Annotated in this window: 21 protein-coding genes and 2 tRNA genes; 10 read left to right on the top strand and 13 right to left on the bottom strand. The window is 63.3% G+C overall.

Going from position 1 to position 24,093, the window contains the following annotated elements; genetic code table 11:
* Positions 1–147: 147 nt before the first annotated feature.
* A complete protein-coding gene (locus AB5Y64_RS12770) occupies positions 148–987 on the bottom strand; it encodes an isopenicillin N synthase family oxygenase (RefSeq protein ID WP_151028214.1) in 840 nt (279 codons plus the stop codon).
* Between the two features lie 200 nt (positions 988–1,187).
* On the opposite strand from AB5Y64_RS12770, the gene AB5Y64_RS12775 reads away from it, so the two are divergent.
* Positions 1,188–1,751, top strand: a complete 564-nt coding sequence (locus AB5Y64_RS12775; RefSeq protein WP_010672898.1) for a DUF2799 domain-containing protein — start codon at positions 1,188–1,190, stop codon at positions 1,749–1,751.
* A 54-nt stretch (positions 1,752–1,805) separates the two neighbouring features.
* On the opposite strand, the gene AB5Y64_RS12780 is transcribed toward AB5Y64_RS12775, so the two are convergent.
* Both AB5Y64_RS12780 and AB5Y64_RS12785 read right to left on the bottom strand, forming a co-directional pair.
* On the bottom strand, positions 1,806–2,627 hold the full coding sequence (locus tag AB5Y64_RS12780; RefSeq protein WP_049635931.1) for a Cof-type HAD-IIB family hydrolase: 822 nt from the start codon (positions 2,625–2,627) through the stop codon (positions 1,806–1,808).
* Between the two features lie 234 nt (positions 2,628–2,861).
* Positions 2,862–4,100: an MFS transporter gene (locus tag AB5Y64_RS12785; protein ID WP_039039394.1), complete on the bottom strand. Its 1,239-nt coding sequence runs from the start codon at positions 4,098–4,100 to the stop codon at positions 2,862–2,864.
* Positions 4,101–4,248: 148 nt separating this feature from the next.
* On the opposite strand from AB5Y64_RS12785, the gene AB5Y64_RS12790 reads away from it, so the two are divergent.
* Positions 4,249–4,872: a metalloregulator ArsR/SmtB family transcription factor gene (locus AB5Y64_RS12790; protein WP_041214535.1), complete on the top strand. Its 624-nt coding sequence runs from the start codon at positions 4,249–4,251 to the stop codon at positions 4,870–4,872.
* A 309-nt stretch (positions 4,873–5,181) separates the two neighbouring features.
* Entirely contained in the window at positions 5,182–5,658 is a 477-nt protein-coding gene (locus tag AB5Y64_RS12795) for an Lrp/AsnC family transcriptional regulator (RefSeq protein ID WP_010672894.1), read from the top strand.
* Positions 5,659–5,790: 132 nt separating this feature from the next.
* Here the strand turns inward: AB5Y64_RS12795 and AB5Y64_RS12800 are convergent, their stop codons facing one another.
* From AB5Y64_RS12800 to AB5Y64_RS12810, 3 genes are all read right to left on the bottom strand, one after another.
* Positions 5,791–6,108, bottom strand: a complete 318-nt coding sequence (locus tag AB5Y64_RS12800) for a hypothetical protein (protein WP_041211026.1) — start codon at positions 6,106–6,108, stop codon at positions 5,791–5,793.
* A gap of 148 nt (positions 6,109–6,256) precedes the next feature.
* Positions 6,257–6,487, bottom strand: coding sequence for a hypothetical protein (locus AB5Y64_RS12805; protein WP_029313696.1), 231 nt, complete (start codon positions 6,485–6,487; stop codon positions 6,257–6,259).
* A gap of 35 nt (positions 6,488–6,522) precedes the next feature.
* Positions 6,523–6,948, bottom strand: a complete 426-nt coding sequence (locus AB5Y64_RS12810) for a MarR family winged helix-turn-helix transcriptional regulator (RefSeq protein ID WP_029313694.1) — start codon at positions 6,946–6,948, stop codon at positions 6,523–6,525.
* Between the two features lie 176 nt (positions 6,949–7,124).
* Here AB5Y64_RS12810 and AB5Y64_RS12815 point away from each other — a divergent pair, with 176 nt between their 5' ends.
* The 4 genes from AB5Y64_RS12815 to AB5Y64_RS12830 all read left to right on the top strand — a co-directional run bounded on the left by AB5Y64_RS12815 (position 7,125) and on the right by AB5Y64_RS12830 (position 11,070).
* On the top strand, positions 7,125–8,129 hold the full coding sequence (locus AB5Y64_RS12815; protein ID WP_049635933.1) for an NADP-dependent oxidoreductase: 1,005 nt from the start codon (positions 7,125–7,127) through the stop codon (positions 8,127–8,129).
* A gap of 178 nt (positions 8,130–8,307) precedes the next feature.
* On the top strand, positions 8,308–8,748 hold the full coding sequence (locus AB5Y64_RS12820; protein ID WP_104455281.1) for an NUDIX hydrolase: 441 nt from the start codon (positions 8,308–8,310) through the stop codon (positions 8,746–8,748).
* Between the two features lie 172 nt (positions 8,749–8,920).
* A complete protein-coding gene (gene chrA / locus AB5Y64_RS12825) occupies positions 8,921–10,063 on the top strand; it encodes a chromate efflux transporter (protein WP_210538379.1) in 1,143 nt (380 codons plus the stop codon).
* A gap of 137 nt (positions 10,064–10,200) precedes the next feature.
* A complete protein-coding gene (locus AB5Y64_RS12830; RefSeq protein WP_041214532.1) occupies positions 10,201–11,070 on the top strand; it encodes a GyrI-like domain-containing protein in 870 nt (289 codons plus the stop codon).
* Between the two features lie 66 nt (positions 11,071–11,136).
* On the opposite strand, the gene msrB is transcribed toward AB5Y64_RS12830, so the two are convergent.
* The 4 genes from msrB to malQ all read right to left on the bottom strand — a co-directional run bounded on the left by msrB (position 11,137) and on the right by malQ (position 18,167).
* Entirely contained in the window at positions 11,137–11,523 is a 387-nt protein-coding gene (msrB, locus tag AB5Y64_RS12835) for a peptide-methionine (R)-S-oxide reductase MsrB (protein ID WP_010672886.1), read from the bottom strand.
* 56 nt (positions 11,524–11,579) lie between these two features.
* Positions 11,580–13,718 carry a glycogen debranching protein GlgX gene (gene glgX, locus AB5Y64_RS12840; protein ID WP_257710004.1) on the bottom strand — a complete coding sequence of 713 codons (2,139 nt, stop codon included), beginning with the start codon at positions 13,716–13,718 and terminating at the stop codon, positions 11,580–11,582.
* Entirely contained in the window at positions 13,718–15,895 is a 2,178-nt protein-coding gene (gene glgB / locus AB5Y64_RS12845) for a 1,4-alpha-glucan branching protein GlgB (protein WP_069652455.1), read from the bottom strand. The genes glgX and glgB overlap by 1 nt, the downstream gene beginning before the upstream one ends.
* An 82-nt stretch (positions 15,896–15,977) precedes the next feature.
* Complete coding sequence (gene malQ / locus AB5Y64_RS12850; protein ID WP_200164814.1) at positions 15,978–18,167, bottom strand: 4-alpha-glucanotransferase; 2,190 nt, start codon at positions 18,165–18,167, stop codon at positions 15,978–15,980.
* 346 nt (positions 18,168–18,513) lie between these two features.
* Here malQ and gap point away from each other — a divergent pair, with 346 nt between their 5' ends.
* Positions 18,514–19,509 (top strand): type I glyceraldehyde-3-phosphate dehydrogenase, encoded by a 996-nt coding sequence (gene gap / locus AB5Y64_RS12855; protein WP_010672882.1) that lies wholly within the window; start codon positions 18,514–18,516, stop codon positions 19,507–19,509.
* A gap of 105 nt (positions 19,510–19,614) precedes the next feature.
* A complete protein-coding gene (locus tag AB5Y64_RS12860; protein ID WP_042015770.1) occupies positions 19,615–20,475 on the top strand; it encodes a D-hexose-6-phosphate mutarotase in 861 nt (286 codons plus the stop codon).
* A gap of 71 nt (positions 20,476–20,546) precedes the next feature.
* Here AB5Y64_RS12860 and nadA read toward each other — a convergent pair whose 3' ends face one another.
* The gene (nadA, locus tag AB5Y64_RS12865) at positions 20,547–21,614 is read right to left on the bottom strand and encodes a quinolinate synthase NadA (RefSeq protein WP_200164815.1); all 1,068 of its coding nucleotides are present in this window, start codon (positions 21,612–21,614) and stop codon (positions 20,547–20,549) included.
* A gap of 142 nt (positions 21,615–21,756) precedes the next feature.
* Here nadA and AB5Y64_RS12870 point away from each other — a divergent pair, with 142 nt between their 5' ends.
* Positions 21,757–23,862, top strand: a complete 2,106-nt coding sequence (locus tag AB5Y64_RS12870; protein ID WP_041211018.1) for a methyl-accepting chemotaxis protein — start codon at positions 21,757–21,759, stop codon at positions 23,860–23,862.
* Positions 23,863–23,909: 47 nt separating this feature from the next.
* On the opposite strand, the gene AB5Y64_RS12875 is transcribed toward AB5Y64_RS12870, so the two are convergent.
* Together AB5Y64_RS12875 and AB5Y64_RS12880 are read right to left on the bottom strand one after the other, a co-directional pair.
* A tRNA-Val gene (locus AB5Y64_RS12875) sits at positions 23,910–23,985 on the bottom strand.
* A gap of 19 nt (positions 23,986–24,004) precedes the next feature.
* Positions 24,005–24,080, bottom strand: a tRNA-Lys gene (locus AB5Y64_RS12880).
* Between the last annotated feature and the right edge of the window lie 13 nt (positions 24,081–24,093).

Raw genomic sequence — 24,093 nt, forward strand, 5'->3', positions numbered from 1 at the left:
GCGCGCAATCACTCGGCGTATATCCGATATAAAACTCAGTTTTTAGCATCATTAACCAATAAAATTCGGATAACCAACCAATCGTGCCACAAAATAAAAACCGGAGCGGGGATGCTCCGGTTTGTTGTCTGCCCGGGTCTGGCGGGATTAGATCACCCCCAGCTCCCGCAGCCGCTCCATCAGATAGCTGTGGGCGGTGTGACGCTCCGAGAGCACCACATCCGGACGGGGGTGCAGGAAGAGCGGCAAGGAGATGCGGGACTTGGCGGCACTGCCCCCGGTCGGGTTGATGACCCTGTGGGTGGTGGAGGGGTAATAGCCGCGGGAGGCCTCCTGCAGCATGTCACCGATGTTGATGATGAGGGTGCCGAAATCGCAGGGCACATCCATCCACTCCCCGTCTGAACCTTTCACCTGCAGGCCCGGCTCGTTGGAGGCGGGCAGAATGGTCAGCAGGTTGATGTCTTCATGGGCGGCGGCGCGGATGGCGCCCGGCTCCTCGGTGCCGTCGAAGGGCGGGTAGTGCAGCACCCGAAGCAGGGTCTTGTGGCTCTCTTCGATCATGGAGGAGAGCGGGCAGCTGTAGTGGGCGGCGATGTCGCCCGGGGTGTGCTGCTCCACCCAGCCCAGCAGCTCGGCGGCCAGATTGTTGGCGAGGCGGTAGTACTCCATCGCCTGCTCTTTCAGCTCTGCCGGCATCTGGCCCCAGGGATAGATGTGGAAGTACTCCTTGATGTCCTTCTGGCTGTGGCCCTTGGCCACCTCGGACACCGAAGGCGGGAAGTAGCCGTCCTGGGTCTCGCGATTGAACAGGAAATCCTGCTTCTGTTCGCTCATGAAGAAGCGATACCAGTTGTCATAGATGGACTGCACCAGCTCCTTCGGGATGGGGTGGTGAGTCAGCACTCCGAAGCCGGTGGTGCGCAGGGATTCGGTGAAGCGCTCGGCCGCATCGGGGGAGCGATAATCGACGGTCAGGACTTTCATTGTTTTTATGTTACATGCCAGTTAAAAGTAGGCGCAGTTTACCCTGCCTCCCCCGGCAAGAAAAGGCTGCCGGAAGCCCGTCTACAACGGCTTGAAAATACTGATAAAAACATCATGATACGGCCCCCTCGCCCGGTGCTTGTCCCGGACGGGCCTCCTCTTCTAGAATGCCCCACCCCCTTTGCTGTCGGAGCCCCCTCATGTCCCCCAAGATCCTGTTGTTGACCCTTCCCTTCCTGCTCGCCGGGTGCAGTTCCCTCTCGGAGGAGGAGTGCCGTGCCATGAGCTGGTACAACCAGGGCTATCAGGACGGGGAGCAGGGCAAGACCCGGAGCGCCACCCGCGACTATCAGAAGACCTGCGGGGAGTACGGCCTCAAGGTGGATGAGGCGGAGTGGCAGCGCGGCTACGCCAAGGGGCTGGAGCTCTATTGCATCCCCGAGCTTGCCTACAGCAAGGGACGGGAGGGGAGCGAATACCTGGGGGTCTGCCCCAACGACACCAGCTTCCTCACCCAGTTCGAGCGCGGCCGCAAGGAGTACCTGCTGGAGCAGCGCCTCGGCGAATTGCAGCAGGAGCTGGAGCGCACCGAGCGGAGCATCCACCAGCTGGATCAGCAGATCCGGGGCGAGAGCGACAGCCGCCAGCGCGACTACTACCGTGCCCAGCGCGAGCGCGCCATCCGTCACTACGAAGGAGTATACCGGGACTACAATCGGCTGCGCTTCCCGGATCGGGTGATCCAGTTCTCCTTCGGGAGCTGACAAAAAGGGGCCGACATGGCCCCTTTCTGTTTATGCCGCAGACTGTTTTTCCCCTCAGGCCGGCAGGACCCAGCGCTGCAACGCCAGGGCGATGCCATCCTCGTTGTGATCCGCGGTGACCCGGTCTGCATGGGCCTGGATCTGGGGCGCCGCATTGCCCATGGCCACCGCCAGCCCCACCTGCTCGAACATGCTGATGTCGTTGTTGTTGTCGCCAAAGGCCACCAGGTTCTCCATGGCGATCCCCTCCCTCGCGGCCCACTGGGCCAGCCGGTTGCCCTTGCTGCAACCTGGCTGCACCAGCTCCACCGCATAGGGGGCCGCCCAGTCACGGGTGAAGGGCAATCTCTCCACCACCTCCCCGACGAAACGGTGCAACCGGCCGGGATCCTGGTTGAACAACTCCAGCTTCCAGATGGGGGACTGCAACCAGGACTCGATATCCTCGGCGGGCAGCAGGGAGACCTTGAGGTGATCCGGCTGGGTTGCCGACCAGCGCCGCATCCGGCCCACGTGCTCCTCGCAGCCCAGGTAGCCGATGCCGTCCCCCAGGTGGAACAGCGCCCCCATCTGCTGGGCTTGCACCTCCTCCAGCAGGGTGGTGAGAGGCGCCACGGCCAGGGGATCCCCGGCGAGGATCCTCTCCTGCACCGGATCATAGAGGTAGGCACCGTTGCTGCAGATGATGGGGGTGTCGAGGGCCAGCTCGTGGTGGAAGGGACGGGCCGTCATGAAGTGGCGACCCGTCACCAGCAGCACCTTGATGTCGTGGGCCCGGGCCTGGGCCAGGGCCGCCCGGGTAGCGGACGAGATCTTGTGATCCCGGTTCAGCAGGGTACCGTCCATGTCCAATGCAATGGCCTGATAACGACTCATATCACCTCCAAGAATGTCGAGACGGGTGCGGCGCCATCCCTCCCGTTTCCAGTGCCATGACGACACATCTCACCGCCGGGAATGCGGACTGGGCATCGCAAGGCCCATGATGGGAGACGCGCTCGCCGGGGGGCGGGAACAGCGGAGCAAAGAGCCATACCGTCCCAGACTCGGCGCCGCGATGCAAGTCCGGCCCGCCATCCCGTCGCCGAACTGTGATCCCCGCGCCCTTCGTCAGCCCGCCTCGGCGCACCCGGCCACGGCGTTTCGCCTGTCCGCCCGTCTGCGCAATCCGTAGAAACCGAGGGCACAGATCACGCCGCAGAGGCCGGCCAGGTAGAAGGGCCACTCGGTCCCCGCCAGCAGCACCAGGCTGCCCAGCACCACCGCCAGGATCTCGCTGCCCACCGCCAGACCGCGGTAGAGCCCCATCGCCTGCCCCTGCTGGCTGGCATGGCTGCGGTTGGAGACCGCCACCGAGGTGGCCAGCTCCCCCAGGCTCATGCCGATGCCCGCCGGGATGAAGGTGAGCGCGAGCCCCCACCACTGGGTCGGCAGGATGAACATCAGCATGCCCGCCGCCATCACCAGGTGGCCGACGATGCCAAGGGAGCTGCCGCGCCAGTGCCGTGCCAACTGCTCACCGATCCAGGAGCCCAGCATCATGGGCACACTCACCAGCACGGCGGCCTGGGCCAGTTGCACCGGATCCCATGCCAGCCGCTCCACCAGCCAGACATTGAAGTAGGTGAAGTAGAGCTGCACCGCCCCGTAGCTTGCCAGGGTCAAGGCAAAGTAGGGCAGGAGACGAGGTTGCAGCAGCAGTTGGCGGGTCGAGAGGGGAGCCTCATCCCGGGTCGCCGGCACCGGGGGACGATTGGGCAGCAGCCAGAGCACCAGCAGCAGGTTGATCACCGTCATCCCCACCGCCAGCCAGGCCGCCAGGCTGTAATCCCCCGAGACCACGGCCGCATAGCCTCCGATCATGGGGCCCACCACCCAGCCCAGGTTCATGCCGATGTTGATGCGGGCGAAGTTGCGGGCCTTGGTCCTGGCCGTGCTCATGTCCGCCGCCATCGCCTGCACGATGGCGATGTCGCCGTTGAAGAAGCCCTCCACCACCCGGCTCAGCAGCAAGAGCGGCAGGGAACGCCAGGCGATGCCGAGGGCCATCAGCACATACCCCGCCAGCACCCCCACCAGACAGAGTGTCAGCACCGGCTTGCGCCCATGGCGATCGGAGAGGCGGCCAAGCAAGGGGGCCCCCAGCAGTTGAAACAACGGATAGAGCCCCATGATGACGCCAAGCCACACCTTGCGGCTCCAGTCCGACGCCTGTGGCGTCAGCATGCCCTGGGCCGGATCCAGCAGCAGCGGCGCCAGGACGGGGGAAGGCAGGCTGAACCCCGCCACCGCCAGCGTCACCGTCATCACCAATACCCAGAGGGTCACCTGTCCCTTGATCCCTTCCATCTTCGCCTCATTAAATAAAGTTATCGGTTTATTTATATTGTGAGGGGTCGTCCATTAAGTAAAGCAGATTGTTGATTTAAATCGCCCTGCTACCCATAATGACCTCATCCAGGCGGTCACCGCACCGATACCCACCACCGGAGCCCCCATGAACGCCAGTACCGACAAGATCCTCTATCTGCTGAAAACCCGCGGCCCCCAGAGCGCCGCCGAACTCGGCGACCAGTTGCAGATGACGTCCATGGGGGCGCGCCAGCACCTGATGGCCCTGGAGTCCGAGGGCTGGGTGGGGTTTAGTGACGAGGCCCGCGGCCGTGGTCGCCCGGTGCGCCTGTGGCACCTCACCGACCAGGCCTGGCAACGCTTCCCCGACACCCATGGCGATCTGACCCTGCAACTGATCGACGACATCCGGCAGGTGTTTGGCGACGCGGGCATGGAGCAGCTCATCACGCGGCGGGAGCAGCAGATGCAGGCACGCTATGAATCCAGGCTGACCCAGCCGGCGCTGGCAGACAGGCTGATGACGCTCAAGGCGCTGCGCACCCAGGAGGGGTATATGGCGGACATGTCGCAGGAGGAGGACGGCAGCTGGCTGTGGTGGGAGAGTCACTGCCCCATCTGCAGTGCGGCCAGGGCCTGTCGGGGCTTTTGCCGCAGCGAGCTGGCGCTGTTTCGCCGGTTGCTGGCGCCGGCCGAGGTGGAGCGGGAGCAGTATCTGCTGGAGGGGGACAGCCGCTGTCTCTATCGCATCCGGCCGCCCCGCCCCTGAGCGGGCGGAACGCAAAAACAACAAAGCAGGCGCCGGGATGCCTGCTTTGTTGCCTTCGGGGAGGGGGTGCTCTCGTTCCAGCCCGTTGTTTCCCGATAAGGTCGAACGGCTGATGGGGCTCTTGACCCGGTAAGGTCCTTCACCACAGGTGCCTGGTCGGGCGCCTGTCTTGCCACCGGAAGATGTAACCATGGTACTCCCCGCGATGCGGTGAGTGGTTGTGAAGTAGCAGGTATTTTCAGTTGTTTTTGCAATAGTTCACCCTTAATCTAGGAAAAGTGGATTAGTAATTGCGAAGAGGTACGGAGAATGCTGAAACTTGATCGTATAGACAGGCATATTCTGGAGCTGATGCAGGAAAATGGCCGCATCAGCAACCTGGAGCTGGCCGAGCTGGTCGGGCTCTCTCCCTCCCCCTGCTCGCGCCGGGTCAAGGCGCTGGAGGATGCCGGTCTCATCGATACCCATGTCACCCTGCTCAATGCCCGCCAACTGGGGCTGACCCTCACCGCCTACATTCACATTTCCATGGACAGGCACACTCCGGAGCGGTTCGAGAACTTCGATCGCGCCGTCAAGGATCTGCCCGAGGTGCTGGAGTGCGACCTCATCACCGGCAACGATGCGGATTACCAGCTCAAGGTGGTGGTGCGGGACATGGAGCACTACCAGCACTTCCTGCTGGACAAGCTGACCCACATCTCCGGCGTGACCGGGGTGCGTTCAAGCTTCGTGCTGCGCCGCATCAAGCACAAGACCGCCCTGCCCCTCAACCACCTGGGCTGACCCACCCCTCATCCGGGGAGCACCAAAAGCAAGAGGAGGCCCGGGCCTCCTCTTCTTGTCTCTGCTATCAAGGGCATTCGCGGTCAACACCGCCCCCGGGCGCCCTCGCGCCGCCAGGTGGCGAACGCCTCGTCATGCCTCGACCTGGCTGACGTCCTGCACCTGCAGCAACCAGCCGCTCTGCTCCTGCAGGGGTTCGCCACGCAGCCGCAGCCGCTCACCGGTCGACACCCACTGCCCTTTAGGCAGAGATATTTCCAGGCTCTCGCTGCCGTTGTCGAACACCCAGCGATCGGCGCCCAACGACTCCATCAAGTACCCTTCCATCTCCACTCTGGACTCGGCCTGCCAGGAGGGGGAGGCGGTATCACGGCTCTCGATGAAATCCCCCTGAACACCAAAGCTGGCCAGCCCCCACAGAATGGAGAGCCCGACGATGGATGATTGCATCTCTCTCTCCTGTTGGTTTGCTACCTTGAGGGCCAGTATGGGAAGAGAAAAATGAGTGCACCATGAACAAGGTGCCAAAGTGCTGGCAAGATCGCGAAAAAAACCGGCCCCATGGCCGGTCATGTCATTTTATGTCGTACAGGTCACACTACTTGGCCGCTTCTTCTGCCATCCGTGCAGCCCTTGGTTTATTTGTCCACATGGCCACCCCGCGGTGATCCGCACAGATCCCCTCGTCGGTGACCGCCCGCACCCGGACCCCGTCCTTGCAGATGGCCTGCCAGGCATCGGCATCGTCGATCTGCAGCTCGGAACGGGGATAGGAGGTATCGGCGCAGGCGCACAGCAGGATGGCAAACAGAGGCAGCAGGGATTGCATGGGTTTCATCGGGTCACTCCTGACGGGAAAAGGGATCAGCGCCCCAGCTGCGCCGCCACGCGATCGCAAAGCTGCTTGAGCTGGGCCAACTCAGCATCGGCCAGATCCACCTGATTGCGCAAGCTGTCCGCCAGACAGCACTCCCTGACCTCCTGCTGCAACTGGCGTCCCGCCTCGGTCAGACTGATGCACTTTTGCCGCTCATCCTCGTGGGAGACGGTTCGGGTCAGCCACCCCTTGCTCTCCAGCCGCTTGACGATGGGGGTCAGGGTGCCCGCATCCAGTCCGGTCTCCTGCCCTATCTCCTTGAGGCTGACCTCGTCCCGGGCCCAGAGCGAGAGCATCACCAGGTACTGGGTATAGGTGAGATCCAGCTTGTCCAGCAGCGGCCGATAGGCACGCATCACCGCATTGGAGGCGCTGTAGAGGGCAAAACAGACCTGCTTTTTCAATTCGCTCATGGAGGACCTCGCTGACGACAAGGGGGGCAGTATACCCCATCAACTTCGGGGCTGAATAGTTTGCACACAAAACAGTTGCCAGCCCCCGCGTTCAGGACTACCCTGATTTTAGTTTGCACACAAACAAAAATGCCAGGCCGCCGCCCGACGCGCGGCCCCACTGCCGGAGAATGCCCATGAATGCCATCAGCCATCAAATCCAACTGCTGCGTCGCCCCACCGGTCTCCCCACCCTGGAGGACTTCGCCCTCCGGGACGTGCCCCTGCCCGCCCTGCAGGAGGGAGAGGTGCAGGTCGCCAACCAGTGGCTGTCGGTGGACCCCTACATGCGCGGCCGCATGAGCGAGGCAAAAAGCTACGTTCCTCCCTTCCCCCTCAACGGTCCCCTCGACGGCGGCGCCATCGGCACGGTACAGGCATCGCGCCACCCCGATTTCAAGGTGGGGGACAAGGTGAGCAGCATGCTGGGCTGGCGGGATGCCTTCGTGGCAAACGCCGCCCAGCTCACCCGCCTGCCCGACACCACCCTGCCGCCCCAGCGCTTCCTCGGCGCCCTCGGCATGCCGGGCATGACCGCCTGGGCGGGCCTGCACAAGGTGGCACACCTGAAGGCCGGTGAAACCCTGCTGGTCTCGGCAGCCTCCGGGGCGGTCGGCACCATGGCGGTCCAGCTCGCCAAGCAGGCGGGGGCCAGGGTCATCGGCTCCACCGGCTCGGCCGACAAGGTCGCCTACCTCAAGACCCTGGGAGCCGATGCGGTGATCAACTACCGGGAGACCCCTGATCTCGACGCCGAGCTGGCCCGCCTCGCCCCCGAAGGCATCCACGTCTACTTCGAGAACGTGGGGGGCGCCATGCTGGATGCCGCCCTCAACCACCTGGTGGTGCACGGGCGCATCGTGCTGTGCGGCCTCATCGAGCAGTACAACAGCAACGGCCAGGCCAGCGGCCCGCGCAACCTCTCCCAGGTGATCCGCAAGCGCATCCTGATGCAGGGGCTGCTGGTCTCCGATCACTGGCAACACTACGGGGCGTTCCTGGCCGAGGCCATGCCGGCCTTCGAGGCGGGCACCCTCCAGGCCGAGGAGACCGTCAGCGAGGGGCTGGCCAGCATGCCGCAAGCCTTTATCGGACTGTTCCAGGGCCGCAATACCGGCAAGATGCTGGTCAGACTGCCCTGATCCGGAGGCATTTCCCATCTATTTAACAGATAGAATATCGCCAGACCCATCCATTTAAGCGATGGAAAATCGGCATCCGATCGCCCTTGAACAGGCGGCTTGCACAACGGGCCCATCCCCCCTAAGGTAGGCCCGTTTTCCCTGGCGCACCCCGCCGTCTCAGCAAGGAGCCTCCCCTATGTCTACCCCCTATCCCCGCGTCGGTGTCGGCGTCATTCTCACCAATGGCCAGGGCCAGGTACTGCTTGGCAAGCGCAAGGGCAGCCATGCCCCCTACTGGTCCATCGCAGGCGGTCATCTGGAATTGGGGGAGACCTTCGAGTCGGCAGCCATCCGGGAGGTGGCGGAGGAGACCGGCTTCGTCATCCACCAGCCTCGCGTCATCGCCGTCACCAACAACCTGGAGACCTGGCGCGAGAGCGGCCTGCACTACATCTCGGTCACCTTGCTGGCAGAGGTGGACGGGGAGCCGCAACTGCTGGAGCCGGAAAAATGCGAGGGCTGGAGCTGGTGCGACCCGCACACTCTGCCCGAGCCTCACTTCGATGCCAGTCGCCAGTCCATCGCCTGCTGGCTGGCGGGACAATGCTACCTGCCCCAGGCACAACCGGCCCCCTGACCCTCACCGGCAGGCTGCCGCGCGTCACCCCGGTACCTCTCGTCTGCTGGCGGAGGCGACCAGCCCCCCGCCAGCCCCTGTTGATGGCAGGCAGCGCGGGAGGGCGTACCGTCACCAAACTGTCACTTTTTTGTCATATTATCCGGGCCAGGATGATGACGAGGAGGGGAAGATGGGACAGGTATTCATGCAGTTCTTGTGGCTGGGGTGCATCAGTTTTGGCGGGCCGGCCGCCCATATCGGCTATTTTCAGCGCACCTTTGTCCAGCGGCTGGGCTGGCTGAGCCAGGCGGAGTTCGCCCAGTTGCTGGCCCTGTGCCAACTGCTGCCGGGTCCGGCCTCCAGCCAGCTCGGCTTTGCCATCGGCCGCCACCGCGCCGGCATCAGCGGCGCCCTGGCCGCCTTCGTCGGCTTTACCCTCCCCTCCTTCCTGCTGTTGCTGGCGGCCGCCGTCGGTCTGGGTCAGCTTGCGGGCAGCCTCTGGCTGGACGCCGCCCTGCACGGCCTCAAGCTGCTGGCGCTCGTCGTGGTGGCGGATGCCGTGCTCACCATGAGCCGCCAGTTCTGCAAGACGGCACTGCAACAGGGGGTCATGGTGGCCACCGCCGCCGCCCTCTGGTGCGCCCCCGGGCTTCTGACCCAGGTCGCCATGCTGCTCGGCGCGGCCCTGCTCTGTGCCTTGCGCGAGCCGCACCCGGGGAGTCAGGGCCTCGCGTCCACTCCTGCTCGCCAGCCTCACTGGCCGACCCTGCTGCTGTTCGCCCTGCTGTTCGTCGGCCTGCCCCTGGTGGCGAGCGGCCCCGTCAGCCAGTTGCTGGCCGAGTTTTACCGGGCAGGCAGCCTGGTGTTTGGAGGTGGTCACGTGGTGCTGCCCCTGTTGCAGGAGAGCCTGGGTCACCACCTGAGCGAGCAGCAGTTCCTGACCGGCTACGGCCTGGCCCAGCTGGTACCCGGCCCCATGTTCACCCTGGCCACCTACCTGGGCGCCGTGCTGCTGCCCGCCACTCCCCTCATCGGAGCGCTGCTGGCGACCCTGGCGCTCTTCCTGCCGGGTTTCTTGCTGCTCTGGGCGCTGGGCCCCTGCTGGCAGCACTGGCTGGCCCGCCCCCGTCTGGCGGGGGCCGTGGCCGGTATCAACGCCGCCGTGGTGGGGCTGCTGCTGGCGGCCCTCTATCAGCCGGTGTGGCAGAGCGCCGTGCTCTCCCCCACCGATCTGGCGCTGGCCGCCGTCGGCTTCTACCTGCTGCGGGTGCCACGGCTCCCCGTGCTGCCCCTCGCCGCCCTGCTGACGGGGGCAGCCCTGTTGTTGGCCTGACGAACCCGCGACAAGTCAGGCAGCGCCCGCCGGGCTGTCGGTCGTGGATCTTCTCCCCGAAGGGAGGCAAAGAGAGCAAGATCCGTCAGGACAGCTCGGGCCCGTTGGCCGATAGTGGGCAGCACAGAGGAGAGACCATGGATCACAACCAGACAGAGGCCTACCGCCGACGCTTTCAAACGGTGACAGAGCACATCGAGCGCCATCTCGACGACGACCTGTCGCTGGAGCGGCTCAGCGCCGTGGCGCACTTTTCGCCCTTTCACTTTCATCGGCAATTTGCCGCTTACTGCGGCGTGCCGCTGGGGCGTTACATCCAGCTGCTGCGGCTGAAGCAGGCCTCTTACCGGTTGGCATTCGCGCCTCTGGACAAGGTGACTGATATCGCCCTCGATGCCGGCTTCCAGCATGGCGAATCTTTCAGTCGCGCCTTCAAGCAGACGTTCGGCCTGACGCCCAGCCAGTTCAGGCAGCACCCGGACTGGGCCAACTGGCATCGCTGCCTGCCACGGCCCCCCACAAAGAGGATTGACCCCATGCGAGTCGACATCATCCAGTTCCCGCAGACCGCCGTCGCCGCCCTGACCCATCAGGGCCTGCCCGAGCGCATCAACGACACCGCGGCGCGCTTCATCCAGTGGCGCAAGGCCACGGGCGGCTCCCCGGTCGCCACCAGCCGGACCTATGGTCTGGCGCCGGACGACCCCGCCACGACGGAGGGTGCGGCGTTTCGCTTTACCCTCTGTGGCAGCGTCGAGTCCCCCGTCGCCGAGGACAATGAATGGGGCGTGAAGAATGCCCTCATCCCGGCCGGGCGCTGCGCCGTGGTACGCCACCACGGCTCCCACGACCTCCTGGCCGACTGTGCCCGGGCGCTCTACCGCGACTGGCTGCCCGCCAGCGGCGAAGAGCTGCGGGATTTTCCGCTCTTCTTCCACTACCACAACTTTGTACACGAGGTGCCCACCCATGAGCTGGTCACCGACATCTACCTGCCGCTGGCATAGCCCGGCACCTGACAGGGGGAGATAAAAAAGCNCTCCGAAGGGAGGCGCCGCTGGTCGTGTCGGGGATCAGGCGTCGGGCTCGAAATCCAGGCTCAGGCTGTTGACGCAGTAGCGCTGGCCGGTCTCGGTCGGCCCGTCGGGGAAGACGTGGCCGAGGTGGGAGCCGCACTGGCTGCAGGTGATCTCCACCCGCTTCATGCCGTGGCTGTTGTCCTCGGTGTAGGTCACCGTCCCCTCGATGGCCCGGTCGAACGAGGGCCAGCCGCAGCCCGCGTCGAACTTGGCGCCTGAGTGGAACAGCACCTGCTTGCAGCAGACGCAGTGGTAATCGCCGCTCTTGCGGTTGTGCAGCAGTGCACCGCTGTAGGGACGCTCGGTCCCTTTCTCCCAGCAGACGTGGAACTGCTCTGCACTCAGCTTGTCGCGCCACTGTTCAGGGTTGTTACTGCTCATTCCGGCTCCTCACCACTGATAACGGTGCCCAGCATACCCAGTCAGGGCGCCTGGCTCTACCCCGCCAGCGGGAACTGTGATCCCGTTGGCAACACGGCGACAACATCCGCTGCCACCACCCCTTCACTCGCCAGCACCGCCGCCGGCAGGGCGACCCGCTCCAGCAGCTTGAGGGAGTGGGCACGCCCCACCGCCACCTGCCGCTTGATGTCGTCCGGCAGGAAGGGCAGGCCGTCGTTGGTGGCGGTGTCGATGGTCTGGATCCACTCCATGCCCTCCCCCGGCGGCGGCAGGCGGAACTGGATGTCATAGTCGCTGGCGTTGAACAGCACGTACCAGCGCTCCCCGGTGCAGCCGATCATGCCGATGTCCATGGCAAACGCCTGCCCCATGGGGGCGTGCCAGTCCTGATCGGTGAGCTGATGGCCGTCCGGGTGATACCAGTTCACCTGGTGGCAGCTGGTCGCCTTGCCGTTCCAGCCGTCGTCGCTCAGTTGCAGGTTGGAGAAGACCCCGGACTCCGCCCGCAGCGCCATCATCTGGCGGGTGAAGGCGAGCAGCCGTTCGTCCTCCGGGCGCAGTTGCCAGTTCACCCAGCTTATCTGGTTGTCCTGACAGTAGGCGTTGTTGTTGCCGAGCTGGCTGCGGCCCATCTCGTCCCCGGCCAGGAAGTGGGGCGTCCCCTGTGACAGCAGCAGGGTGGCGATGAGGTTGCGCTTCTGCTGCTGGCGCAGGTTGTTGATGCGCGGGTCCAGGGTCGGCCCCTCCACCCCGTGGTTGCTGGAGAGGTTGTTGCCGTGACCGTCTCGGTTGTCCTCGCCGTTGGCCTGGTTGTGGCGCTGGTTGTAGGAGACCAAATCCTCGAGGGTGAAGCCGTCGTGATAGCAGAGGTAGTTGACGCTGGTGTGGGGGGAGCGCCAGTTCTTCGGGAAGAGATCCCGCGAGCCCACCAGACGGGTGGCAAAATCCCCCATCTTGCCCGCATCCCCGCGCCAGAAGGCGCGCACCGTGTCGCGGTAACGATCGTTGATCTCCAGCCATTGGCTCGGAAACTGGCCGAGACGATAGCCGAAGGGGCCGATGTCCCAGGGTTCGGCGATGAGCCTGACCCGCGCCAGCACGGGATCCGCCATCATGGCCTTGAAGAAGGCGCTCATGGGATCGAACTCCCCCGCTTCCCGCGCCAGGGTGACCGCCAGATCGAAGCGGAAACCGTCCACCTGCATCTCGGTGACCCAGTAGCGCAGGGCATCGAGCACCAGTCGCAGGGTATTGGGGTGATCCAGATTGACGCTGTTGCCGCAGCCGGTGACGTTGGCGTGGCGATGGTAATCCGGACCGTGGGCCCCCGACTCGAAGGCGTAGTAGCCCGCGTTGTCAAACCCCTTGAGGGAGAGCATGGGGCCGTCGAAACCCGACTCCGCGGTGTGGTTGTAGACCACGTCCAGGATCACCTCGAGCCCGGCCCGGTGCAGCTCGCGCACCATGGTCTTGAACTCGGTCACCGCGTCCTTCGCCCCGTAGCGCGGTTCGGGCGCGAAGAAGGCGATGGGGTTGTAGCCCCAGTAGTTGGTGAGCCCCAGCTGCTCGAGCCTGGGCTCGGACATGAAGGCCGCCACCGGCATCAGCTGGACCGAGGTCACCCCCAGCCCCTGCAGATGCTCGATCATCAGCGGGTGGCTGATGCCCAGATAGGTGCCCTGCAACGCCTTGGGGATGCCGGGGTGCTGGCGGGTGAACCCCTTGACGTGGGTCTCGTAGAGCACGACCCGCTCCGGCGGGATGTCGGGCTTGCCGACCCCCTGCCAGTCGAAGGCATCGTCCACCACCACCGACTTGCCCACCATGGCCGCGCTGTCCCCCTCGTAGAGAGCGTCGTCCCAGTGGGTGGCACGGCTGAGCGCCCTGGCATAGGGGTCTATCAGCAGCTTGTCCGGGTCGAACAGCAACCCCTCCTGGGGAGAGCCATGCACCCGGTAGCCATAGCGCTGACCGGCCTTGACCCCGCGCACGTGGCCGAACCAGTACTGACCGCGCCGACCGGGCAAGGGGAGACGCGCCAGCTCCTGCTCCTCGTCGTCGAACAGGCAGAGCTCCACCTTGTCCGATTGGGGAGCCCAGACACAGAAGTGGCAGCCCGTCTCGTCCAGACGGGCGCCAAGCGGGTGATCTACCCCGTTTTCCATTTCAAACATCAGGACTCCTGTTTGATGAACAAGGTCGCGAGCGGCGGCAAGTCCAGCACCAGGCTGTGTGCCATCCCCTGCCAGGGGGTCGCCTCGGCGACGAAGACCAGACCCACATCATAGTTGCTGCCCCAGTAATGCTCGCTGTCGGTGTTGAGCACCACCCGATAGCGACCGGCAGCCGGCACCCCGAGACGGTAACCGATGCGCGGCACCGGGGTGAAGTTGCAGGCCACCACCAGCGGATGGGCCCCCAGCTTGTCGGCCCGCAGCCAGGCGAAGATGCTGTTGTCCGCGTCCTGGTGATCCAGCCAGCGGAAACCGGCCTGTTCATAATCCGCCTGATACAAGGCAGGTTCATGACGATAGAGGTGGTTGAGATCCCGGATCAGACGCTGCTGGCCGCCGTGCCTGGGGTACTGCAACAGGTGCCAGGGCAGCTGGGCATCATGATTCCACTCGTTGCTCTGGGCGATCTCGGTGCCCATGAAGTTGAGCTTCTTGCCGGGGTGGGCATACATGAAGCCCATGTAGGCGCGCAGGTTGGCGGCCTGCTGCCACTCGTCCCCCGGCATCTTGTAGAGCAGGGAGTGCTTGCCGTGGACCACCTCGTCGTGGGAGAGGGACAGAATGAAGTTCTCGTCATAGTGGTACACCATGGAGAAGGTCATGTCGTTGTGGTGGTAGCGACGGTGAATGGGCTCTTTTTGCATGTAGCTGAGGGTGTCGTGCATCCAGCCCATATTCCACTTGAAGCCAAACCCCAGGCCGCCAAGGAAGGTGGGACGGGAGACCCCGGCAAAGGCGGTGGACTCCTCGGCAATGGTCATGGCGTGGGGGTACTTGCCGTACACCTCCTCGTTGGTCCACTTCAAGAGGCTGATCGCCTCGTAGTTGTGGTTGCCGCCATCGACGTTGGGCACCCACTCACCGGCGTTGCGGGAGTAATCCAGATAGAGCATGGAGGCGACCGCATCCACCCGCAGGCCGTCGATGTGGAACTTGTCGAGCCAGAACAGGGCGCTGGCCACCAGGAACTGGCGCACGGTGTCGCGACCGAAGTCATAGATGTAGGAGTTCCAGTCCGGGTGCCAGCCACGGCGCGGATCTTCGTACTCGTAGAGCGGCGTGCCGTCGAAGCGGGCCAGGCCGTGGGCATCGGACGGGAAGTGGGCGGGCACCCAATCCAGAATCACGCCGATCCCCGCCTGGTGGCACTGATCCACGAAGTATTTGAAATCGTCGGCCGTGCCGTAGCGGCTGGTGGGGGAGAACATGCCCACCGGCTGGTAGCCCCAGGAGCCGCTAAAGGGATGCTCGGAGACTGGCAGCAGCTCGATGTGGGTGTACTCCATCTCCTTGATGTAATCCACCAGTTCCACCGCCAGCTCGCGCCAGCTCAGGCTGTCGCCGTTGGAGTGACGCTTCCAGGAACCCACGTGCAGCTCGTAGATGGAAAGGGGCTGCTCGCGCTTGTCATTGAGCTGACTCTCGCGCCAGTCGGCGTCCTGCCACTGGTACTGGCCGTGGTCATAGACCACGGAGGCGAACGAGGGGTACTGCTCGCAGTAGAAGCCCACCGGGTCGCTCTTGTGGGGCAGGCGATTGCCCGCCGGGTCCTTGAGTTCGAACTTGTAGCGATCCCCGGCCTTGAGCCCCGGCACGAACAGCACCCAGTGGCCGCACTGGCTGCGCTGCATGGGGTGACGGCGGCCATCCCAGAAGTTGAAATCGCCGATGAGGCTCACCGCCGTGGCGCTCGGCGCGTAGACGGCAAAGCGTACCCCTTCCACCTGCTGGCCGAGGTGCGTCACGGTGCGCAACTGGGCGCCGAGGGTGTGGTAGAGGTTTTCCGGTTGCCAGGTGAGTTCCGCCAGCCCTTCCCAGGCGGCAGCCTGGAACTGATAGGGGTCGATGATGTCGGCACTGGCGTCGGCGTAGGTCGCGATGAGCTGGTAGGGGAAGGGATTCTTGCGGCGGGTGAAAACAGTTTCAAAGAGGCCCGCTTCGTCAGCGGCGGTCAGGGTGGCAACTATCTTGCCTGACTTGAGATCCCTGACCCGGACCTCGAGTGCATCGGGCAACCAGGCGGTGAGTTTCAGGCCTGGCCCATCCGGATTGGCCAGCAGGCCTAGATGGGAGAAGGGATCGGCACAGCGGGCGGCAACCAAACGTTCAACGGGCATCGACATTTCCTTTGATGGCTGAACATCCGCTTCGGCCGAAGCCGAAGCGGATGAAAGTGAGTCACATGTTGGCGTTCAAGGCTCAACGGCTGGCCTCGTCACGGGCCCGGCTCATCTTGCCCGCCAGATTCTTGAGCGCCTCGTCGGCGAAGATATCCTCCAGATCCCGGGAGAGCTTGCGACGCCAGTTGGGGTACTCGTAGCTGGTACCCGGCACGTTGACCGGCTTGTCCATCTCCAGCCAGTCTTCGAGCTGGGTGCTGAACAGGGCACAGCTGCCGCGGGACATGTGCAGTTGCAGACCGTGGTTGAGCTCGGTATTCATGCCGACCCAGTTCACGTCGTGACTGATATTGCCAGAGATGACCCCATGAGCATGCAGGCTGTCAAGGATCCGCTGCTTGGCCTGGTGGCGATCAGCATACAGGGTCTTGAGTACGTCTTCATCCGGGTACAGGCCCAGTTCGCGTCCCAGCGCCAGATCGTCGCAGTGCCAGAAGCCCTTGAGGGTCGGCATGTCGTGGGTGGTCAGGGCGGACATCGCCTGCTCGGCGTAGTGCGCCGGGGAGATGAAGCCGCCATCGTCCTTGGAACGCTCGAAGAAGAACACCTTGTAGGAGTGGACGCCGTTCTCTTTCAGGGTCACGTCGATCCCCTCCGGCACGGTACCGAGATCCTCGCCGATCAGCAAGCACTGGTTGCGATGAGACTCGAGGGCCAGGATCCCCAGCAGATCGTTCACCGGGTAATAGATGTAGGCCCCCTTGGCGGCGGACTCTCCGGGCGGCACCCACCACAGGCGCAGCAAGGCCATCACGTGGTCGATGCGCAGGGCGCCGCAGGAGCGCATGTTGGCACGGAACAGATCCACCATGGGCTGGTAGGCGGCCTCGAACAGCTGGTTCGGGTTCATGGGGGGCAGGCCCCAGTTCTGGCCGAGGGGGCCAAGAATGTCGGGCGGTGCACCGACCGAGGCTTTCGGGCAGTAGAGATCCCGGTTTGCCCAGATCTCGGTGGAACCTTCAGAGACGCCGACCGCCAGATCCCGGTAGATCCCCATCACCATGCCGGCGGCCTTGGCGCGGGCATCGGCCCGGGCCAGCTGCTCGTCAGCCAGGAACTGCAGATAGAGATAGAAGGCCACATCCTGCTGGTGCTCGGCCATCCAGGCCGCCACTTCGGGGTTGTGGTAATCGCGCAGCGCCTCGGGCCAGACCGGCCAGCCCCAGGCATTCTCGCCCTTGGCATAGAAGTGGGCCTGCAGGGCGTCAAACGCTGCCTGCTGTTGCAGGCTGTCACCGCCGGCAGCCACGAAGGCATCGAACGCAGCCTGACGCTCGGCGCTGAAGCTGGCCTGGTCGAACACCTGGCGCAGCATCCCGATCTTGGTCTGGATGACGCCGGTGTAATCCACATTGTCCTTGACCCGCAGGGAGGTGAGGTGCTGCTGGAAGGCCGGGCTCGCCACCTCCGCTTTCAGGCGATCGTTGCCCAGGAATTCGGGCACCGCTTCCACATCGATATAGGCGACGTTGAGCCAGCGACGGGAAGAGGGGCTGTAGGGGCTGGCACTCTCCGGGTTCGCCGGATAGAGGGCATGAATGGGGTTGAGACCGACGAAGTGGGCTCCCCAGGCGGCGGCATTCTCAACCAGCTGGCCGAGATCGCTGAAATCGCCGATGCCCCAGTTGTGGCGGCTGCGCAGGCAGTAGAGCTGGACGCTCGGGCCCCACACCTTGCGACCATTGGCGATGGGCGCCTGCTTGTAGCAGGACTTGGGTGCGACGATGAGACGCATGGTGGCCAGCGGCTCGTCATTGCCCTCTTCCAGCAGGATGAGCTGGTGATAACCCAGCGCAGGCTGCACATCCAGAGTGACGCGATAGGCCTGGCACTCCATCTCCTCGAACTCGGCCACCCCGACCAGCTCACCCTCGATGGGGGTGAGTTGACCGGACAGCACTGCACCCTGCTCCTGCTGGAGCTGCCAGGTGAGGGCATCGTTGACGAATTCGATGGGGAGGCGAACCTCAATAGTAACGGCGTCGCCGCTGCGTACCACCATCACGGGATCCAACGCGCGCAGCCAGTGCTGGCGGTGCTCCTGCTCAAGCTGTTCGGACAGGGCGGCCTCGTCGTCGACGCGGTAGCCCATGGCGCCCAGCATGGCGGCCTTGCTCTCTTCCGATACCAGGGCCGGCTGGCCCCAGGCATCAACATACTCACTGGCAATGCCTTTGGCGGCAGCCAGCTGTTCAATCAGGGTGGTCATAGTTTGAGAATTCCCGCTGTGGATTCTGTCTACGCTATTTTGTGATTAATTTTTATGGTTGGTACTTGAACAGTGGCTCTTTGGCCATGCTAAACCGCGCACATTTTTACATATCTCCCCGGCTGGATGTGTGACCGGGCAGGCACTATTGTTGTTCTCTGCCACCGACTTTGCTGATGATGCATTCAACAAAAGTTGGTAGCCAGTTACATAAACCGAAAATAAATTTCACAGTTTTTCATGATATAGCGCAATTTCGCGCAGATTGTTGGTTGACTCGCGAGGGAGTTCTAGTAAATTTACAAACGGAATTTTCTTTGACTACTGAACAGTTAGGTAACCAATTATGACTATCAAAGTAGGTATTAACGGTTTTGGCCGTATCGGTCGTTTCGTTTTCCGTCTGGCCGCTGAGCGTGCTGACATCGAAGTGGTTGGTATCAACGACCTGATCGACGTTGACTACATGGCTTACATGCTGAAGTACGACTCCACTCACGGTCGCTTCAAGGGCACTGTTGAAGTCAAAGACGGCAACCTGATCGTCAACGGCAAAACCGTACGTGTTACCGCTGAACGTGACCCGGCCAACCTGAAATGGGGCGAAATCGGTGTTGACGTTGTTGCCGAAGCAACCGGTCTGTTCCTGACCGACGAAACCGCTCGCAAGCACATCGCTGCCGGTGCCAAGAAAGTCGTACTGACCGGTCCGTCCAAAGACGCTACCCCGATGTTCGTCATGGGCGTCAACCAGGATTCCTACGCTGGCCAGGACATCGTTTCCAACGCTTCCTGCACCACCAACTGCCTGGCCCCCATCGCCAAGGTTCTGAACGATACCTTCGGTATCGAATCCGGCCTGATGACCACCGTTCACGCTACCACTGCTACCCAGAAGACCGTTGATGGTCCGTCTGCCAAAGACTGGCGCGGTGGCCGCGGTGCGGCTCAGAACATCATCCCGTCCTCTACCGGTGCTGCCAAGGCTGTTGGCGTGGTCATCCCGGAACTGAACGGCAAGCTGACCGGCATGGCCTTCCGCGTTCCGACTCCGGACGTGTCCGTTGTTGACCTGACCGTCAACCTGAAGAAAGAAGCGTCCTACGCTGAAATCTGCCAGGCCATGAAGGCTGCCTCCGAAGGCGCCATGAAGGGCGTGCTGGGCTACACCGAAGACGAAGTGGTTTCCACCGACTTCCTGGGTGAGCGTCAGACTTCCGTGTTCGATGCCAAGGCTGGTATCCAGCTGAACAAGACCTTCGTGAAAGTCGTCTCCTGGTACGACAACGAAATGGGCTACTCCAGCAAGGTTCTGGACCTGATCGCTCACATCTCCAAGTAATTTGGGATGCGCAATCGCGTAGCTTGAAAAAAGGCGGCCAATGGCCGCCTTTTTGTATTCTGAATCACGGACCCTTTCTGAATGTCCCCGAGCACTGGAGCCTTTATGACACCGACACGTACGCTGACTGCCCACTGCACCCTGAGCCAGGATGGCCTGCCCCTGCTGACCATAGACAATGAGCACGCCAGGGCCGAGATAAGCCTGTTTGGCGCCCACGTGCTGCGTTACCAACGCCATGGTGAGCCGGCCTCTCTCTGGCTCAGCGACAAGGCGATACTGGATGGCAGCAAGCCCATTCGCGGCGGCATTCCCCTCTGCTGGCCCTGGTTCGGCCCCTCCCCCGCTCGCGTTGGCAGCGGCAAGCCGGCTCATGGCTTCGCACGCAACTGCCTGTGGACGCTGGATGGGGTCTCCGATCACGGGGATGGCACACTCGTCCACCTCTCCCTGCGTGACAACGATGCCAGCAGGACGCTCTGGCCCCATGCCTTCGAGCTGGAACTGGACGTACTGGTCGGCAAGGAGCTTTCCCTGGTGCTGACCACCCGCAACACCGGCAAGTCAGCGCTCACCTACAATGCCGCCCTGCACACCTACCTGCAGATCAGTGCGCCGGAAGCGGTGACCGTGACCGGCCTCGGCGAACCCTATCTGGACAAGCTGACCGGCCGAAACGAACTGCAACAGGGAGCGCTGACCGTCACCGCAGCCATGGATCGCATCTACCGCCAGCCCGATGCCATGGTCAGCGTGCAGGATGGTGAGCGCACCACCCGGGTGGTCAGCGGCAACCACGACAGCGTGGTGGTCTGGACCCCCTGGCAGGAAGGGGCCAGCGCCATGGCCGACATGAGTGACGACGGTTATCGCACCATGCTCTGTGTCGAGGCGGCCATCACCGCCGAGGACGGGATCACCGTCGCGCCCGACGAGGAGCACAGCTTCTCCACCGTCATCATCTGACGATACGGCTGACGGATAAATTAAAGAGGGCTCCCGCGGGAGCCCTCTTTGCATCTTGCCATCAGCGACGATCAGGCGTTGCCCTGGGTCTTGAGCTCGGCGGCGAAATCCAGCATGCGGTCGAGCGGGACAAGCGCTTTGAGACGCAGTGCCTCATCCACATGGATCTCGTGACGCTCGGCGCCGTCGGTCAGGGCCTCCTTGATGGCCACCAGGCCGTTCATCGCCATCCAGGGGCAGTGGGCGCAGCTGCGGCAGGTGGCACCATCACCACCGGTGGGCGCCTCCACCATCTCTTTCTCCGGGCATGCCTGCTGCATCTTGTAGAAGATGCCGCGATCGGTCGCCACGATCAGTTTCTGCTGGGGCAGCTCTTTGGCGGCCTTGATGAGCTGGCTGGTAGAACCCACCGCATCCGCCAGTTCGATGACGGAGGCCGGAGACTCCGGGTGCACCAGCACGGCGGCATCCGGGTTCTGGGCCTTGAGCTCGCGCAGCGCCTTGGCCTTGAACTCGTCGTGCACGATGCAGTGCCCCTGCCAGCGCAGCATCTCGGCCCCCGTCTTCTTCTCGATGTAGGCGCCGAGGTGGCGGTCCGGGCCCCAGATGATCTTGTGACCCTGACTGTCCAGATGTTCGACGATCTCCAACGCAATGCTGGAGGTGACCACCCAGTCGGCCCGTGCTTTCACCGCTGCCGAGGTATTGGCATAGACCACCACGATGTGATCGGGGTGGGCATCGCAGAAGGCGGAGAACTGGTCGATGGGACAACCCAGATCAAGCGAGCACTCGGCCTCCAGCGTCGGCATCAGCACCCGCTTGTGGGGGCTCAGGATCTTGGAGGTCTCTCCCATGAAGCGCACACCGGCCACGATCAGGGTCTGGGCCGCATGGTCGCGACCGAAGCGGGCCATCTCCAGGGAGTCACCCACGAAGCCACCGGTGGCTTCTGCCAGGGCCTGGATCTCGGGATCCGTGTAGTAATGGGCAACCAGCACGGCCTGGCGCGCCTGCAGCAGCACCTTGATCTCGGCGATCAGGGTCGCCTTCTGCTCGGGAGTCAGGGGCTGTGGTTTGGCCGGGAAGGGGTAGTCCATCTCGACTACCGGCGGAATACTGCTCAGTGCATTGCTCATTGCGACTGTTCCATCAACGCTCGGGAAGGCCAAAATTATAACCAGAAGCCGTGCACAAACCCATCAACAAATCCAGTACAGTACAACTGTCAGGACCCGCTCCGACCATATCGTTGTCATTCTTGCCAAAAGGAGTTGTCGAATGAAACAACGTTCGCTCAAGACCAAGTTGTTATTGCTCACGCTGGGACTTTTTCTCGCCAGTGGCGTCGCCATGACATGGATACAGTCCTCCTCGCTGAACGGCCTGCGTGATGACATCATGGCGCAGACCCGTGGCGCCCTGGAGCAGGAGGTTTCCCGTTCCCTGCAATTCCAGGCAGAGCGGTATGCCGTACAGATCGAAGACCAGTTGCAGCAGGCCTATCAGATACCGCTCGGCATGGCGGCGCAGCTTGAAGGAAGCATGGCCCAGCCGGACCAGCGGCTGAGTCGCCCACAAGTGGAGCTGCTGCTTGGCAGCCGCCTGCGCCAGGCAAACGGGATCAGCTCCATCTACGCCCAGTTCGAACCCAACGGTTACGACGGACAGGACGCCGACTGGCAGACAGGCGCCAGCCATTCGGTTGTCGGCAAGGGCAGTCTCGAGGTCTACTTCACCCGGGAACAGAACGGAAACATCGCGCAGCAGACCATAGATGCCGACACCAGTGACGCCAAGTTCGACACCTCGCGCAATGAATTCGGCATTCGCAACAGCGAGTGGTATCTCTGCGGTCGCGAGACTCGTCGCCCCTGCCTGATGGAACCCTACCTCTACGAGATAAGCCCTGGCCAGAAGATGCTGATGACCAGCCTGACGGTGCCCGTCCTCAAGGATGGCAAGTTTGCCGGGATCACCGGGGTCGACATGAACCTGCCCATCTTTCAGCAACTGGCCGAGCACCTTGGCAAGAGCCTCTATGACAACCAGGCCGAGGTCACCCTGGTCAGCAAGACGGGCTTCATCGTCGGCAGCAACCGCCATTCGGACAAACTGGGTCGCCCCCTGACAGAGGCTGGACTGGTTGCCCCGAATGGACACCCCGCCGATACCGACAGCGATTTCATCCTGCAGCAGCCCATACGGATCGAGGCCGCCGACAACCAGTGGTGGCTGATGATCAAGGTGCCCAAGGCCCTCGCCCTCAGCCAGGCCAACACCATCAGCCAGCAGCTCGGCAGCCTGTTGCAGGCTACCCAGCAGCAGCAGCTGGTTGCCATCGTTGTCATCACCCTGGTGGCCCTGGGCCTGCTTGTCTGGTTCATCCAGACCATCACGGCGCCCCTCTCCCTCATCAGCCGCCACGTCTCCCACCTCGCCAGCAATGAAGGCGACCTGACCCAGCAGATGCGTATCGACACCCACCAGGAGCTCATCGAGCTGGGCAGGCATCTCAATGCCTTCCTCGGCAAGCTGAGGGCCATGGTGCAGGGCAGCAAGCAGATAGGGCAACAGGTGCATCAGCAGGCCAGGGGCATGAAACAGACGGCCGATGCCATGCGCAGCAGCCTGGATGATCAGAGCCTGGAGCTGGAGAGCGTGGTCAGCGCCATGCACGAGATGAGCACCACGGCAGTCAGTGTGGCGGGCTATGCGGAACAGGCGGCGCAGGAGTCTGAAGCGGCGACCCACCATGTCAGCACGGCCCAGCAGACCTTGAGCAGGGCCCGCAACGAGATCCATACCCTGGTCGAGGACATGCATCAGGCCGACAAGGCGGTCGCCCAGGTCGCCCAGCGCAGCACCAATATCAGCCATATTCTCGATGTGATCCGGGCCATTGCCGAACAGACCAACCTGCTGGCCCTCAACGCAGCCATCGAGGCGGCGCGGGCCGGCGACATGGGCAGGGGTTTTGCCGTCGTGGCGGACGAGGTGAGGGCGCTGGCCAACAAGACCCGCTCATCCACCGACGAGATAGGCCAGCTCATCGGCAGCCTGCAAACCGAGGTCACCAGCAGCCAGCAGTTGATGAGCACGGGGATCGCCCGCTCGGTGAGCACGGTTGAAGGCACGGAGCAGGCCTTCGAGGCACTCAATCAGGTGGTCACCCAGATCCAGCAGATCCATGATCACATCAGCCAGGTGGCGACCGCCGCCGAGCAGCAGAGTGCCGTGAGCGACACCATCAACCAGAACCTGATGCGCATCGGCGACGCCGCCACCACCCTGGGACAAGAGGCCAATGCCAGCCAGCGCCTGAGCGAGGCACTGGAACAGGCGGCCACCACCCTGGCAAGCGAGCTGGATCGACTGCGAACCTGATGAGAGACGGAAACGAAAAAGCCCGCATCGCTGCGGGCTTTTCAATATGGTGGTCGTTACTGGGCTCGAACCAGTGACCCCCTCCTTGTAAGGGAGGTGCTCTCCCAGCTGAGCTAAACGACCTGGGACAAGGCTTAAATGATGGTGGGTCGTGCTGGATTCGAACCAGCGACCAATTGATTAAAAGTCAACTGCTCTACCGACTGAGCTAACGACCCATCGAAATCATTT

Source organism: Aeromonas sp. R5-1, assembly GCF_040908265.1.
GTDB lineage: Bacteria > Pseudomonadota > Gammaproteobacteria > Enterobacterales > Aeromonadaceae > Aeromonas > Aeromonas caviae.